Origin of the sequence: Streptococcus pseudopneumoniae, from assembly GCF_001072315.1 — a bacterium.
Taxonomy (GTDB): domain Bacteria; phylum Bacillota; class Bacilli; order Lactobacillales; family Streptococcaceae; genus Streptococcus; species Streptococcus pseudopneumoniae_R.
Genome location: NZ_JVLI01000085.1, coordinates 1 through 14,328, shown reverse-complemented (window position 1 = coordinate 14,328; position 14,328 = coordinate 1). Strand labels below are relative to the sequence as shown.

The window sequence follows — 14,328 nt, the reverse complement described above, 5'->3', positions numbered from 1 at the left end:
TACCGTACTCAAGTACAGCCTGCGGCTAGCTTCCTAGTTTGCTCTTTGATTTTCATTGAGTATGAATTGAACATCCTATCTATTTTCTATAAATCCTAAAGGCTGTAATACTTTCAATCCTTGTCATTTTGTGTTATCATGTAGAGGTAATGAAAGGAGAGAAAATGTCTGCTATAGAACGTATTACAAAAGCTGCTCACTTAATTGATATGAACGATATTATCCGCGAAGGGAATCCTACTCTACGCGCGGTTGCTGAGGAAGTCACTTTCCCCTTGTCTGACCAGGAAATCATCCTTGGCGAAAAGATGATGCAATTCCTCAAACATTCCCAAGATCCTGTCATGGCTGAAAAGATGGGGCTCCGCGGTGGGGTTGGACTTGCTGCTCCCCAGTTGGATATCTCAAAACGCATTATCGCTGTTTTAGTGCCAAATATTGTTGAAGAAGGCGAAACTCCACAGGAAGCCTACGATTTGCAAGCTATTATGTACAATCCAAAAATCGTCTCTCACTCTGTTCAAGACGCTGCTCTTGGTGAAGGAGAAGGTTGCCTCTCTGTTGACCGCAACGTGCCTGGCTATGTAGTCCGCCATGCTCGCGTCACTGTTGACTACTTTGATAAAGATGGAGAAAAACACCGTATCAAACTCAAAGGCTACAACTCCATCGTTGTTCAGCATGAAATTGACCACATTAACGGTATCATGTTTTACGATCGTATCAATGAAAAAGACCCATTTGAAGTTAAAGATGGTTTACTGATTCTGGAATAAAGAAAATCCCGTTGCAAGACGGGGTTTTGTGTTATAATAGAGGCATGAAAACAAATGATATTGTCTATGGCGTCCACGCCGTTACCGAAGCCCTCCTTGCAAACACAGGAAACAAACTTTACCTCCAAGAAGATCTCCGAGGTAAGAATGTTGAGAAGGTCAAGGAACTGGCTACAGAAAAGAAGGTGTCCATTTCTTGGACTTCAAAAAAATCCCTCTCTGATATGACTGAAGGTGCTGTTCACCAAGGTTTTGTTCTACGAGTGTCTGAATTTGCCTATAGCGAGCTGGAGCACATCCTTGCCAAAACACGCCAAGAAGAAAATCCTTTGCTATTAATTCTGGACGGGTTAACCGACCCCCATAATCTGGGTTCTATCTTGCGAACAGCCGATGCAACCAACGTTTCAGGAGTCATCATTCCCAAACACCGTGCTGTCGGAGTTACTCCTGTCGTTGCCAAAACAGCCACAGGTGCTATTGAGCACGTTCCAATTGCCCGAGTAACCAACCTCAGTCAAACTCTAGACAAACTCAAGGATGAAGGCTTCTGGACCTTTGGAACAGATATGAATGGGACTCCTTGCCATAAGTGGAATACAAAAGGGAAAATCGCCCTCATCATCGGAAATGAAGGAAAAGGCATCTCTAGCAACATCAAAAAACAGGTTGATGAAATGATTACCATTCCCATGGATGGACATGTTCAAAGTCTCAATGCCAGTGTTGCTGCAGCCATTCTCATGTACGAAGTTTTCCGAAATCGCCTATAAAAGAGGCTGGACAAAAACCAGATTCTAAATAAAACCGCTCAGTGATTTCAGTTTTACTCACAATCAAGCTGAAAACAACTGTGTGGTTTTTGAATAGCTGATTTGTAAAATCCATGCTCGTGAAAATGAATTCAAGCTCTACTATGCTGGTCTAGTTGTCTCTAACACACACTCTGAGCACGCCAAAAATATTCTCTAATTTTCGAAAAACGAGATCAGTTGCCATCTTACATTTTGCATAGATGCTAGATTCTTCTTCGATATATCATGTGTTCTGAACGAAGTTTCCTAAAGAAATTCTAATACTCAATGAAAATCAAAGAGCAAACTAGGAAGCTAGCCGTAGGCTGGGCTTAAGTACGGCAAGGTGAAGCTGATGCGGTTTGAAGAGATTTTCGAAGAATATAAGTTGTATCATAACAAATTGATTTCTGAGTTCCTTATATAAGAAAATGAGCATCTCCAACTACGAAAATGCTCATTTTTTAGGATTGTATAGGCACATTTTACATATGTTCTAAACGTTCAATCCGTTCTGAAATCGGTGGGTGGGTATAAAAGAGTTTTTGGAACCCTCCCCCTTTCTTGGGATCATTGATATAAAGTGCACTGCTGGCATCATCGACAGGACGACTCATCGGTTTACTGTTGTCCAACTTACGTAGAGCATTAATCATCCCTTGAGGATTGCGCGTCAACTCGACACTGGAAGCATCAGCTAGGAATTCCCTCTGACGAGAAATAGCTAGTTGTACCAAGGTGGCAGCAAGAGGGGCCAGCACAATAGCCAGTAGAGAAACTACGAGCATAATGATTTCTAAGCCATTTCCATCTCGGTCATCATCACTTCGTCTGCGACCTGCTCCACCCCACCACATCATACGACCTGCCATACTAGAAAGCATAGTGATAGCACTGGCAAGGGCAACGGCAATAGTCGAAATTCTAATATCGTAGTTACGAATATGACTGACTTCATGTCCCATAACAGCTTCTAGTTCTTCACGATTCATAATAGCTAGGAGACCTGAAGTCGCAGCAACCGCCGCATTTTGAGGATTAGAACCTGTCGCAAAGGCATTTAAGGCTGGATCATCAATGATGAAAACACGGGGCATAGGAATCTGAGCCACCATAGCCATATCTTCCACTACATGGTAGAGGTCTGGTGCCATTTGCTCATCAACCTCACGCGCCCCATTCATAGACATGACAATCTCAGTCGATTGAAAAATCATGGACAAGGCATAGATAAAGCCAATAATCAGTGCGATAACCAAACCACCAAGTCCAGATTGCATAAAGAGGTAACCAACCGCATAGCCAACCAGAGCTAAGAGTAGGAAAAATACCAGCAACAAAATCCAGGTTTTTCGTTTATTGCTTGCAATTTGATCAAACAACATCTTAGTCACCTAAACCGCTAAAATCAACTTTAGGAACTGCCTTTTCCTCTTCTGGTGTTTGAAGGAAATCTGCTGCTTTAAATCCAAACATTCCAGCGATAATATTGCTTGGGAAAGTTTCTAATTTTACATTGTAGTTGCTGACAACACTGTTGTAAAGTTGACGAGAGTATGAAATTTTATTTTCTGTGTTTGTCAACTCCTCTTGCAATTTAACAAAGTTGGCACTAGCTTTCAAATCTGGATAGCTTTCTGCAACAGCAAAAATACCTGAAACCTGACGAGTGAGGGCATCACTAGCTTTCATAGCTTCTGCTGGTGAAGTCGCTGCAGCAACTTGATTGCGAAGTTCTGCCACCTTTTCAAGGGTAGAACCTTCATATTTAGCATAACCTTTTACAGTCTCAATCAAGTTTGGCAAGAGGTCATTTCGACGTTTCAACTGAACATCAATCTGGCTCCAAGCCTCCTTTGTTTGCATACGATTTTTAACCAAACCGTTATAGCTAACAATCACAAAAATAACAACAAGAGCCAAAACTCCAAGAATAATCCAAGTCATGATATAAGTCCTTTCTACTTTTAGATTAGTACCAGTATATCAAATTTTTTATGATTGTGGTAAAATAAGATGATACTAAAGAAGGAAATAACTATGAAACCAGAAACATTTTACAACCTGCTTGCTGATCAGAATCTTCCACTTTCGGACCAGCAAAAAAAACAATTTGAACGTTATTTTGAACTCTTGGTCGAGTGGAATGAAAAGATTAATTTGACGGCCATTACAGACAAGGAAGAAGTTTATCTCAAACATTTTTATGATTCGATTGCACCCATTCTTCAAGGTTTGATTCCTAATGAAAATATCAAACTTCTTGATATTGGAGCCGGTGCAGGATTTCCTAGTCTACCAATGAAAATCCTCTATCCCCAGTTAGATGTGACCATCATTGATTCGCTAAATAAGCGCATCAACTTCCTCCAACTCTTGGCTCAAGAACTGGATTTGGACGGTGTTCATTTCTACCATGGACGTGCCGAAGATTTTGCCCAAGACAAAAACTTCCGTGCTCACTATGATTTTGTAACAGCTCGTGCGGTTGCCCGTATGCAGATTTTGTCTGAATTGACTATTCCCTACCTTAAAGTTGGCGGAAAACTATTGGCACTCAAGGCTAGCAATGCGCCTGAAGAATTATTAGAATCTAAGAATGCCCTCAACCTCCTTTTTAGTAAAGTAGAAGACAATCTCAGCTACGCCCTACCAAATGGAGATCCGCGTTACATCACAGTGGTGGAAAAGAAAAAAGAAACACCAAATAAATATCCAAGAAAGGCTGGCATGCCCAATAAACGTCCACTTTAAATTTTTTAGTAAAAAATATTTACAAAGTCAGCCTCGCTCTTTTATTTTTAGGCTCGGGAAAAAATGATTTACAAAATCTTTTTTTTCTGCTATACTATCCTAAGCAAAGGTTTTTAATGTCATCCCGTGAGGTGACGAAGACGCAGAAATATTTAAAATTCTTTAAAGTCTAGATTTTAGAGAAGTCTTACTCTGAGGGCCTATTGCTGTAAAATAATGGGCTCTTTTTTGATGCCCAAAAGTGAGGTTTATATGAAACAAGAATCAACTGTTGATTTGTTACTAGACGTTGACCAACGTCCTTCGGCTGGAAAAGGAATTCTCCTTAGTTTCCAACACGTTTTTGCCATGTTTGGAGCAACCATCTTGGTACCATTGATTTTGGGAATGCCTGTATCTGTTGCCCTTTTTGCTTCAGGTGTAGGAACACTCATCTATATGATTTCAACTGGTTTTAGAGTTCCAGTTTATCTAGGTTCTTCATTTGCCTTTATCACAGCTATGTCACTGGCTATGAAAGAAATGGGTGGTGATGTATCTGCTGCCCAAACAGGGGTTATCTTGACTGGTTTGGTCTATGTCCTTGTGGCTGCTGGTGTTCGTTTTGCAGGTACAAAATGGATTGATAAACTCTTGCCACCAATCATCATCGGACCTATGATCATCGTTATCGGTCTTGGACTTGCAGGTTCAGCTGTTACCAACGCTGGTCTTGTAGCTGATGGAAACTGGAAAAATGCTCTTGTAGCAGTTGTTACTTTCTTAATCGCTGCCTTTATCAACACAAAAGGAAAAGGCTTCCTACGAATCATTCCATTCCTTTTTGCCATTATCGGTGGTTACCTCTTCGCACTAACTCTTGGCTTGGTTGACTTTACACCAGTTCTAAAAGCTAACTGGTTTGAAATTCCTGGTTTCTACTTGCCATTTAGCACAGGTGGTGCCTTTAAAGAATACAATCTTTACTTTGGGCCAGAAACCATCGCTATCTTGCCAATCGCTATCGTAACAATTTCTGAACATATCGGAGACCATACTGTTTTGGGTCAAATCTGTGGCCGTCAATTCTTGAAAGAACCAGGTCTTCACCGTACTCTTCTTGGTGATGGTATCGCAACTTCTGTTTCTGCCTTCCTTGGTGGACCAGCCAATACAACTTACGGAGAAAATACAGGGGTTATTGGTATGACTCGTATCGCTTCTGTCTCAGTTATTCGTAACGCTGCCTTTATCGCGATTGCCCTCAGCTTCCTTGGTAAATTCACTGCCTTAATTTCAACCATTCCAAATGCTGTACTTGGTGGTATGTCAATCCTTCTCTACGGAGTTATAGCAAGTAATGGTTTGAAAGTCTTGATCAAAGAACGTGTAGACTTCAGTCAAATGCGTAACCTAATCATCGCAAGTGCTATGTTGGTACTTGGACTTGGAGGAGCTATCCTTAAACTTGGTCCAGTTACCCTTTCAGGTACTGCCCTATCAGCCATGACAGGAATCATCTTGAACTTGATCTTGCCATACGAAAATAAAGATTAAGAATCTAAACACATCAAAAAACGAGCATTTCCGATTACGGAAGTGCTCATTTTTCTTCTTTCTAAAAAAGGAAAGCCCTGCGGCCTTCCTTTGTCTTACTTACGTTTCTTCTTCGCTTTTTTCATTTTGTTAGCCATACGTTTCATAGACTGTTTCATGGCAAATTCACCGATTTTACCTTTGAGTCCTCCACCAAACATCTGGCTCATATCTGGCATTCCTGCCCCTCCGAGAGCGGACAAGTCAGGCATCCCACCTTGTCCCATCATTCCTTCAAGGGCAGACATATCCATTCCTCCCATATTTGGCATATTTTTAGGAAGATTGTTTGGATTGATTCCCATTTGCTTCATCATTTTGTTCATATCTCCAGACATAACACCTTGCATGAGTTGTTTAGCCTGGTTAAAGTCCTTGATGAATTTATTGACTTCGACAAAGGTATTTCCAGAACCTGCAGCGATACGACGGCGACGGCTTGGATTTAACAAATCTGGATTTTCACGCTCTTCAGGTGTCATGGAAGACACAATGGCACGTTTGCGCGCAATCTGGCGCTCATCTACCTTCATATTTTGAAGGGCTGGGTTGTTGGCCATACCTGGAATCATCTTGAGCAAGTCTTCCATTGGACCCATATTTTGCACCTGATCCAACTGATCGATGAAATCATTGAAATCAAAGGTATTTTCACGCATCTTCTCAGCCATTTCAAGGGCTTTTTGCTCATCGTATTCCTGAGAAGCTTTCTCAATCAAAGTGAGCATATCCCCCATACCAAGGATACGGCTTGACATACGATCTGGGTGGAAGGTTTCAATGTCCGTAATCTTTTCACCTGTACCAGTGAACTTGATTGGTTTTCCAGTGATGTGACGAACAGATAGGGCCGCACCACCACGAGTATCACCATCAATCTTGGTAAGGATAACCCCAGTCACTTCCAACTGAGCATTAAACTCACGCGCAACATTGGCCGCTTCTTGACCAATCATGGCATCAACGACGAGCAGAATTTCATTTGGTTGAGCTAGTGCTTTCACGTCACGAAGCTCATTCATCAAAAGTTCATCAATCTGCAAACGACCTGCCGTATCAATCAAGACATAGTCATTATGATTAGCTTGGGCTTGTTCCAAACCTTGACGAACAATCTCAACAGCTGGTACTTCTGTTCCAAGAGCGAAGACAGGAACATCAATCTGTTGTCCCAAGGTCTTCAGCTGATCAATAGCCGCAGGACGGTAAATATCCGCCGCAATCATCAAAGGACGGGCATTTTCTTCTTTTTTGAGTTTGTTGGCCAATTTACCAGCAAAAGTTGTTTTACCAGCCCCCTGCAAACCAACCATCATGATAATCGTCGGAATTTTAGGAGACTTGATAATCTCTGCCGTATCAGAACCTAAAACGGTTGTCAGTTCCTCATCAACGATTTTGATAATCTGTTGCGCGGGATTAAGGGTATCAATGACCTCATGCCCGACTGCACGCTCACGAACTTTCTTGATAAAGTCCTTTACAACGGGCAAGGCAACGTCGGCCTCAAGCAAGGCCAAGCGAATTTCTTTGGTTGCCTCTTGGACATCAGATTCAGAGATTTTTCCTTTTTTACGTAGATTTTTAAAAACGTTCTGCAAACGTTCTGTTAAACTTTCAAATGCCATGTTTCTTCCTCTTATTCTCTATTATCAATGCTTGTTAAAATTTCTATCTGCTCCTGCAGAAAGTCATCTTTGGGATAGCGCTCCAAAATCTGGTCAAAAATCTGACTGCGGACAATGTAGTCCGAGTACATGTGCAATTTCATCTCATAATCTTCCAGAATCTTTTCTGTCCGCTTGATATTGTCATAGACAGCCTGACGACTGACACCAAACTCCTCGGCAATCTCAGCAAGGCTGTAATCATCAGCGTAGTAGAGCTCTATATAGTTCATTTGCTTGTCTGTCAAAAGCGCCGCATAAAATTCAAAGAGCGCATTCATACGATTGGTTTTTTCGATTTCCATAACTTTTATTATACCAAAAATTAGCCTAATCTACCACACTAGGAAGCCAATCCAAGAAGATAGCTAGCTAAATTTGAAAAAGACATGAGCCTAGCCCCAAGTAATTTCCAATTGATAGCTGGCAAAGGGATGTCCCTCTTGATTTTGTAGTTGATAATCTAGTTCAATCTTTTGCCCATCAACTTGATAATGGCTCGTTTGGATGATAAACTCCTGCATACCCATTGGTGTAGGAATGTAGGCCAAACTATCGCTATCCTTTAAAAAGCGCATAATGGTCTTGGGATTGGAAAAACGGCTCATCACCAGTTCTTGACCATGAAATTTAATCACTACTTTTTCCTTTTCCTCATTATAAAAAAGCAGGTAGCTATAATCTCCCTTTTCATGCACTTCTACATCATAAAGCTGGTCAATCACTTCCAACTGCTCATCAAACTGAATCGTATTTCGCATCCGAATCTTCACATCAAGTCCTCTTTCTTGTCTCTTGTCCTACTATTTTACCAAAAACTCTAGCTTTTTGCTATAATGGTCATATGAACGAAAAAGTATTCCGTGACCCAGTTCACAACTACATCCATGTCAATAATCAAATCATCTATGACTTGATCAATACAAAAGAATTTCAACGCTTGCGCCGGATCAAGCAACTGGGAACTTCCAGTTATACCTTCCACGGTGGAGAACATAGTCGCTTCTCTCACTGTCTAGGAGTCTATGAGATTGCACGACGTATCACGGAGATTTTTGAAGAAAAATATCCTGAAGAATGGAATCCTGCTGAGTCTCTCTTGACCATGACCGCTGCTCTCCTACACGACCTTGGACATGGTGCCTACTCCCATACTTTTGAACATCTCTTTGATACAGACCATGAAGCTATTACTCAGGAGATTATCCAAAACTCTGAAACGGAGATTCACCAAGTCCTACTACAAGTAGCGCCAGATTTTCCAAAAAAGGTAGCCAGTGTCATTGACCATACCTATCCTAACAAGCAGGTCGTGCAACTCATTTCTAGTCAGATTGATGCAGACCGCATGGACTATCTCTTGCGCGACTCCTATTTTACAGGTGCTTCCTATGGAGAATTTGACCTGACTCGCATTCTCCGAGTCATTCGTCCTATCGAAAACGGTATTGCCTTTCAGCGCAATGGCATGCATGCCATCGAAGACTACGTCCTCAGTCGCTACCAGATGTACATGCAGGTTTATTTCCACCCAGCAACACGCGCCATGGAAGTTCTCCTACAGAATCTCCTCAAACGCGCCAAGGAACTCTATCCTAAAGACAAGGACTTCTTTGCACGAACATCTCCACATCTCCTGCCTTTCTTTGAAAAAAATGTGACCTTGTCTGACTATCTGGCTCTGGATGATGGTGTGATGAATACCTACTTCCAGCTCTGGATGACCAGTCCTGACAAGATTCTTGCAGACCTGTCGCAACGCTTTGTCAACCGCAAGGTCTTTAAATCCATTACCTTTTCACAAGAGGAACAAGACCAACTCGCCAGCATGAGAAAATTAGTTGAGGATATCGGCTTTGATCCAGACTATTACACTGCTATTCATAAGAACTTTGACCTCCCTTATGATATCTATCGTCCCGAATCTGAAAATCCACGGACACAGATTGAGATTTTACAAAAAAATGGAGAACTGGCCGAACTCTCTAGCCTGTCTCCTATCGTCCAATCCCTTGCTGGCAGTCGACACGGAGATAATCGTTTCTATTTTCCAAAAGAAATGTTGGACCAAAACAGCATCTTCGCAAGTATCACCCAGCAATTTTTACACTTGATTGAGAACGATCATTTTACCCCAAATAAAAACTAGAAGAGGAAATTTATGAGTATTAAACTAATCGCCGTCGATATCGACGGAACCCTAGTCAACAGCCAAAAGGAAATCACTCCTGAAGTCTTTTCTGCCATCCAAGATGCCAAAGAAGCTGGTGTCAAAGTCGTCATTGCAACAGGCCGCCCTATCGCAGGTGTTGCCAAACTTCTGGACGACTTGCAGTTGAGAGACGAGGGTGACTATGTGGTGACCTTCAACGGTGCCCTTGTCCAAGAAACTGCTACAGGACATGAGATTATCAGCGAATCCTTGACTTATGAGGATTATCTGGATATGGAATTCCTCAGCCGCAAGCTCGGTGTCCACATGCATGCCATTACCAAGGACGGTATCTACACTGCCAATCGCAATATCGGAAAATACACAGTGCACGAATCAACCCTCGTCAGCATGCCTATTTTCTACCGTACACCTGAAGAAATGGTTGACAAGGAAATTGTCAAATGTATGTTCATCGATGAGCCAGAAATCCTCGATGCTGCAATTGAAAAGATACCAGCGGAATTCTACGAACGGTACTCCATCAACAAATCTGCTCCTTTCTACCTCGAACTCCTTAAAAAGAATGTTGACAAAGGTTCAGCTATCACTCACCTAGCTGAAAAACTAGGATTGACTAAAGATGAAACCATGGCTATCGGTGACGAAGAAAATGACCGCGCCATGCTGGAAGTCGTTGGAAACCCCGTTGTCATGGAAAACGGAAATCCAGAAATCAAAAAAATCGCCAAATACATCACTAAATCTAATGATGAATCTGGCGTTGCCCATGCCATCCGTACATGGGTATTGTAAAATAACTTGAATGTAGAAAAAGCACTCCAGAAGTTAGAGATAATGTACTGACCCCAAAAGTTAGACAGAAAAAATCTTACTTTTGGGGTGCAGTTTAAAATTCAGTATTTTTGGTTTCTAGTTCTATCCCCTTAATAATTATTAAATCTGAAAAAGGTAGTACATTATGTAAAACCTTTTTCAATTTTTTATTTTACTACAAATTAATATTATTTTTTCTAATGATAATTGATTCACTAATCTTCCTTTATAAATATTGCAGTGCTTTTCTTAATTAGCTTTTTTTCATAACTCTTTATAAGAATAACCAATAAACTACTTAGTAATCCCAAAATAACTAGACTTAATCTCGGGTTTAAAAGCCAATTAAAATAAGCAGCCAGTATCCCTCCAAAAGGAGCAAAAATGGTAGCTATTACAAAAGAACTAGAAAGTATTTTACCAATATTATACTCAGTACTTTCTTGTTGCTGTATTGTTATAATTGATACAGAAGCTATTGTAATTAGTCCACTCAAAATTGAGTAACAAATTCCAAAAAAAATCCAATTTTCTACTATTCCGCTTACCATAATGACAAGTGGGATAGTTGCCATTGATATATTCATTAAGATAAAGGTATCCTTCTTATTCAAAAAAGTAGAAAGAAAGGTTACTGCTATCAAACTTCCAAATCCAGCAATTGAGTAAACAATCCCAACAAGACTATTTGATAATTTCAATTACGTCCATTTTTTTCTCTCATTAATTGGACATAGCCCTTTGTTTCTATTTTTGAATTTAAAAACGAGAACTCTCCGCACATTTTCTCATAAAAATTATTATAATCTTCTTTTGAAAAATCTCCTAAAATCTCTATTTCAAGATAAAATCCAAGACCATCAATCTGATCTAGATTAATCGTTTTATTTTCTAATACATCATGATAAGTCTTTCTATGTTTACTTATTGTGAAAATATTTGAAAAACCATCTTGCAAGATATTCCTTACAAATTCTAATTTTTCAGATTCCAACTCTATTTCACTTTCACTCCACATTCCTTGTTTTATCGTATCTTTTCTTGTGAAAACACATGCCTTATCATCAGCTTCTTGACGAATTCTGTAAATAAAGCTACCTACCTCATCATTTTCAAATTCTCTTCCTTTTGTTTTAAAATATTCATCAACTTGCTTATTTTCACACTTAAATTTATAAGATTTTTCTAAATATGCAATAGCATTATTATAATCCCTCTCATCGTTAAGTTCAAATCTAACTTCTAATTCATTCATTAATTTTACCTCTCAATTCTTCAAAGGCTGAAGTCTCTTTAAATTCACTCAGTCTATAGTAAGTTTCTGGTGATGTTTTATGGACACAAAGCCTAATATTTTCTTGCACACATTTTAGCACTTCAATATAATACTGTCAAGATTTTCGATAATATTTTTTTATTTATTTTTATTAAATACATATTTGTATTATTTTGGATTTAAAAAACGATGCTTAATTGAACATCGTCTTTACTATTCTGTTATATCTGCAATGTAATGCTCAATTTTTAGAGCTATTGACATATTGCCCTCAAGCTTATATAGAAAATAAGCCGTTTCAAAGTACTCTTTTACTGCAACTTTAGAAGAAAAATTCTTACTGACATTTCCCATCAATAAATACAAATCAGCCAAAAGATATGTTGTTCTATACGTCTTACATTGCTTTATCGTATCTGTGATTTTAGTAATAGCTTCTTCAGTATTATTCTGCAACCATAGGTAGCGACAAACATTATAATTAAATTTAATAGAAAGGTTTAATTCTTCGATTGTGTTTAACTTGAGTTGATTTACTTGATACTCTAACTTTTCTCGAATTTCATTAAAACTTTCTAAATCTTCAATATCATAATAAAAATTGAATAGAGTATTTGAAACCTGAAGGTAGGTCAAGTCAGATACACTTAACTGAGACAGTACCTTCTCCAATCTTGCCACAGCCTCCTCTTTTTGCCCGTAGAAATAAAAATCTATAAGAGATTTTATCCACTCCATATAAAACTTATCTACTAGAGACAAGCGATGTACCTTTACACTCTCTAGTTCATATATATATTTCAGAGACTCATAATTTCGATTTGTGATAAATGTCTGGGCTAACTTCTTAAACTCTGATAGCTCATCAATCTCCTCTCTAATCTCCTCATTAAAAAAATAATCTATACTAACTTTTAACTTCTTAGACAGAGCATATAAAAAGTCTGCTCCTGGAGAAATTCTCCATTCTCCAATCGACTAATCTGTCCCTGTTTGCATATCCCCTCAGCCAATTCTCGCTGAGACATTTTTAATTCTTTTAGTCTATTTTTTAATCTTGTTGCTAAAAGTGTGCCCACGTTTGCATTTTCCTTTTCTATTTGATTTCAATTTCAATTGTAACACGATTAAATTTTAAATACAAATTAACAAAACAAAAGATACAAATTATATATAAGCAATGACTAGATATGTTATTTTTGAAAACCTATCCCTCCTTCTTTTGAGATTTTCTTACTCAAACGATTGATAAACGTATTCACTTTAAATGGATTAGATATTAGACTATCATGTTTAAATTTTGTTATTGATATATTTAACAGACCAGAAATAATCTTTTACAACATATCAAATTCAGGGGAACAATAACGATTTTCCCCATTTTTTAGGCTCTCTATTTCATAACAATCAATTCTTTTTGTCACATACCTTAGCCCGAAAAATCCACACTAAATCTTTTTGAAAGCTGTTTAAAGCTTTGTACTTACTTTCTGAGTTCATAGATCTGAACCTTTACCTCATTTGTCCAATTCCATAATAAAAATAAGGACATTCTAACAAAGGAAGTCCTTATTTTTTAACTAATAGATGTCAAAGTTACTATGCAGATCCACTTTATTCTGTAATCATTGATCAAAATATAATTTTTTGTAAAATTTTGATTATGAATTAGTCAAGGAAAAAATACTAACCTATTTTAAAAAACTAAATTGTAATGATTGCCTATAAATAAACACTTTGAATATTCTTTATTTTTCTTAATTTACTAAAAATGCCCCCTGCAGGAATCGAACCTGCAACTACTCCTTAGGAGGGAGTTGTTATATCCATTGAACTAAGGGAGCTAGATAAAAACTCTGCTGAAAAAGCAGAGTTTTTTAGTCGAATTAACGACGGATTTCTTTGATACGAGCTGCTTTACCTTGAAGAGCACGCAAGTAGTACAATTTCGCACGACGTACTTTACCATAACGAACAACTTCGATTTTTTCAACACGTGGAGTGTGGATTGGGAAGATACGCTCAACACCTACACCGTTAGAGATTTTACGAACTGTGTAGTTTTCTGAGATGCCAGCACCTTTACGTGCGATAACAACACCTTCAAAAATCTGGATACGTTCACGGTTACCTTCGACAACTTTCGCATGTACACGAACAGTGTCACCAGGACGGAATGATGGAATATCTGTACGAAGTTGACCTTCAGTCAAGCTTTGGATTAATGGATTCATTTTATTCTCCTATCTTTGTCAATCTTGAGGAATCTTCCTCAGCGGATAAACTGTATTTTTGTGCGTCCATTACACACAAGATACAGTTTACCAAATTTCCACAAAAAAGTAAAGAAATTTATAGCAGAAGTTTGTGTCTATTTTTTTGAGGTAGTAAAAAAATACATCAAAAACGGAAATATCAAAACAAGGCTAAACAATTTACTTGCTCAGCCTTGACATCTACTAAAATTTCTGATAGTATTAATCTTACTGATAAACAA

Annotated in this window: 14 protein-coding genes, 1 tRNA gene and 1 pseudogene; 6 read left to right on the top strand and 10 right to left on the bottom strand. The window is 38.7% G+C overall.

What is annotated here, in order from left to right; all coding sequences use genetic code 11:
• Positions 1 to 164 precede the first annotated feature (164 nt).
• Complete coding sequence (gene def, locus ADH54_RS03940) at positions 165 to 776, top strand: peptide deformylase (RefSeq protein WP_045611905.1); 612 nt, start codon at positions 165 to 167, stop codon at positions 774 to 776.
• Between the two features lie 44 nt (positions 777 to 820).
• The gene (gene rlmB, locus ADH54_RS03935; protein ID WP_049524117.1) at positions 821 to 1,549 is read left to right on the top strand and encodes a 23S rRNA (guanosine(2251)-2'-O)-methyltransferase RlmB; all 729 of its coding nucleotides are present in this window, start codon (positions 821 to 823) and stop codon (positions 1,547 to 1,549) included.
• A gap of 506 nt (positions 1,550 to 2,055) precedes the next feature.
• Here rlmB and htpX read toward each other — a convergent pair.
• Positions 2,056 to 2,955 (bottom strand): zinc metalloprotease HtpX, encoded by a 900-nt coding sequence (htpX, locus tag ADH54_RS03930; protein ID WP_000895737.1) that lies wholly within the window; start codon positions 2,953 to 2,955, stop codon positions 2,056 to 2,058.
• 1 nt (position 2,956) lies between these two features.
• Positions 2,957 to 3,517: a LemA family protein gene (locus ADH54_RS03925; protein ID WP_000219846.1), complete on the bottom strand. Its 561-nt coding sequence runs from the start codon at positions 3,515 to 3,517 to the stop codon at positions 2,957 to 2,959.
• Positions 3,518 to 3,610: 93 nt separating this feature from the next.
• On the opposite strand from ADH54_RS03925, the gene rsmG reads away from it, so the two are divergent.
• Both rsmG and ADH54_RS03915 read left to right on the top strand, forming a co-directional pair.
• Positions 3,611 to 4,324: a 16S rRNA (guanine(527)-N(7))-methyltransferase RsmG gene (gene rsmG / locus ADH54_RS03920; RefSeq protein WP_049524116.1), complete on the top strand. Its 714-nt coding sequence runs from the start codon at positions 3,611 to 3,613 to the stop codon at positions 4,322 to 4,324.
• 252 nt (positions 4,325 to 4,576) lie between these two features.
• Complete coding sequence (locus tag ADH54_RS03915; RefSeq protein ID WP_049524118.1) at positions 4,577 to 5,860, top strand: uracil-xanthine permease family protein; 1,284 nt, start codon at positions 4,577 to 4,579, stop codon at positions 5,858 to 5,860.
• Between the two features lie 95 nt (positions 5,861 to 5,955).
• On the opposite strand, the gene ffh is transcribed toward ADH54_RS03915, so the two are convergent.
• From ffh to ADH54_RS03900, 3 genes are all read right to left on the bottom strand, one after another.
• Complete coding sequence (gene ffh / locus ADH54_RS03910; protein WP_042751012.1) at positions 5,956 to 7,527, bottom strand: signal recognition particle protein; 1,572 nt, start codon at positions 7,525 to 7,527, stop codon at positions 5,956 to 5,958.
• An 11-nt stretch (positions 7,528 to 7,538) separates the two neighbouring features.
• Complete coding sequence (locus tag ADH54_RS03905) at positions 7,539 to 7,871, bottom strand: putative DNA-binding protein (RefSeq protein ID WP_000402066.1); 333 nt, start codon at positions 7,869 to 7,871, stop codon at positions 7,539 to 7,541.
• A 90-nt stretch (positions 7,872 to 7,961) separates the two neighbouring features.
• Positions 7,962 to 8,339, bottom strand: a complete 378-nt coding sequence (locus ADH54_RS03900; RefSeq protein WP_004238036.1) for a DUF1934 domain-containing protein — start codon at positions 8,337 to 8,339, stop codon at positions 7,962 to 7,964.
• Positions 8,340 to 8,410: 71 nt separating this feature from the next.
• Between ADH54_RS03900 and ADH54_RS03895 the strand changes: the two genes are divergently transcribed.
• Both ADH54_RS03895 and yidA read left to right on the top strand, forming a co-directional pair.
• Positions 8,411 to 9,715, top strand: coding sequence for an HD domain-containing protein (locus ADH54_RS03895; protein ID WP_049524115.1), 1,305 nt, complete (start codon positions 8,411 to 8,413; stop codon positions 9,713 to 9,715).
• A 12-nt stretch (positions 9,716 to 9,727) separates the two neighbouring features.
• On the top strand, positions 9,728 to 10,534 hold the full coding sequence (gene yidA, locus ADH54_RS03890; RefSeq protein WP_049524114.1) for a sugar-phosphatase: 807 nt from the start codon (positions 9,728 to 9,730) through the stop codon (positions 10,532 to 10,534).
• 236 nt (positions 10,535 to 10,770) lie between these two features.
• Here the strand turns inward: yidA and ADH54_RS03885 are convergent, their stop codons facing one another.
• The 5 genes and pseudogenes from ADH54_RS03885 to rplS form a co-directional block, all read right to left on the bottom strand.
• A complete protein-coding gene (locus ADH54_RS03885) occupies positions 10,771 to 11,256 on the bottom strand; it encodes a hypothetical protein (protein WP_239682652.1) in 486 nt (161 codons plus the stop codon).
• Positions 11,253 to 11,810, bottom strand: coding sequence for a CYTH domain-containing protein (locus tag ADH54_RS03880; RefSeq protein ID WP_033676995.1), 558 nt, complete (start codon positions 11,808 to 11,810; stop codon positions 11,253 to 11,255). Before ADH54_RS03880 ends, ADH54_RS03885 begins: the two co-directional genes overlap by 4 nt.
• Before the next feature lie 234 nt (positions 11,811 to 12,044).
• Positions 12,045 to 12,910, bottom strand: a pseudogene (locus ADH54_RS03875) (helix-turn-helix domain-containing protein).
• A 693-nt stretch (positions 12,911 to 13,603) separates the two neighbouring features.
• Positions 13,604 to 13,675 (bottom strand) — tRNA-Arg (locus ADH54_RS03865).
• Between the two features lie 42 nt (positions 13,676 to 13,717).
• Positions 13,718 to 14,065 (bottom strand): 50S ribosomal protein L19, encoded by a 348-nt coding sequence (gene rplS / locus ADH54_RS03860; RefSeq protein WP_001068669.1) that lies wholly within the window; start codon positions 14,063 to 14,065, stop codon positions 13,718 to 13,720.
• Positions 14,066 to 14,328 lie beyond the last annotated feature (263 nt).

Coding starts and splice junctions, on each gene's coding strand:
- htpX (WP_000895737.1), bottom strand. CDS start 2,955: ATGTTGTTTGATCAAATTGCAAGCAATAAACGAAAAACCTGGATTTTG.
- ADH54_RS03925 (WP_000219846.1), bottom strand. CDS start 3,517: ATGACTTGGATTATTCTTGGAGTTTTGGCTCTTGTTGTTATTTTTGTG.
- rsmG (WP_049524116.1), top strand. CDS start 3,611: ATGAAACCAGAAACATTTTACAACCTGCTTGCTGATCAGAATCTTCCA.
- ADH54_RS03895 (WP_049524115.1), top strand. CDS start 8,411: ATGAACGAAAAAGTATTCCGTGACCCAGTTCACAACTACATCCATGTC.
- rlmB (WP_049524117.1), top strand. CDS start 821: ATGAAAACAAATGATATTGTCTATGGCGTCCACGCCGTTACCGAAGCC.
- ADH54_RS03905 (WP_000402066.1), bottom strand. CDS start 7,871: ATGGAAATCGAAAAAACCAATCGTATGAATGCGCTCTTTGAATTTTAT.
- ffh (WP_042751012.1), bottom strand. CDS start 7,527: ATGGCATTTGAAAGTTTAACAGAACGTTTGCAGAACGTTTTTAAAAAT.
- ADH54_RS03880 (WP_033676995.1), bottom strand. CDS start 11,810: ATGAATGAATTAGAAGTTAGATTTGAACTTAACGATGAGAGGGATTAT.
- rplS (WP_001068669.1), bottom strand. CDS start 14,065: ATGAATCCATTAATCCAAAGCTTGACTGAAGGTCAACTTCGTACAGAT.
- ADH54_RS03915 (WP_049524118.1), top strand. CDS start 4,577: ATGAAACAAGAATCAACTGTTGATTTGTTACTAGACGTTGACCAACGT.
- yidA (WP_049524114.1), top strand. CDS start 9,728: ATGAGTATTAAACTAATCGCCGTCGATATCGACGGAACCCTAGTCAAC.
- def (WP_045611905.1), top strand. CDS start 165: ATGTCTGCTATAGAACGTATTACAAAAGCTGCTCACTTAATTGATATG.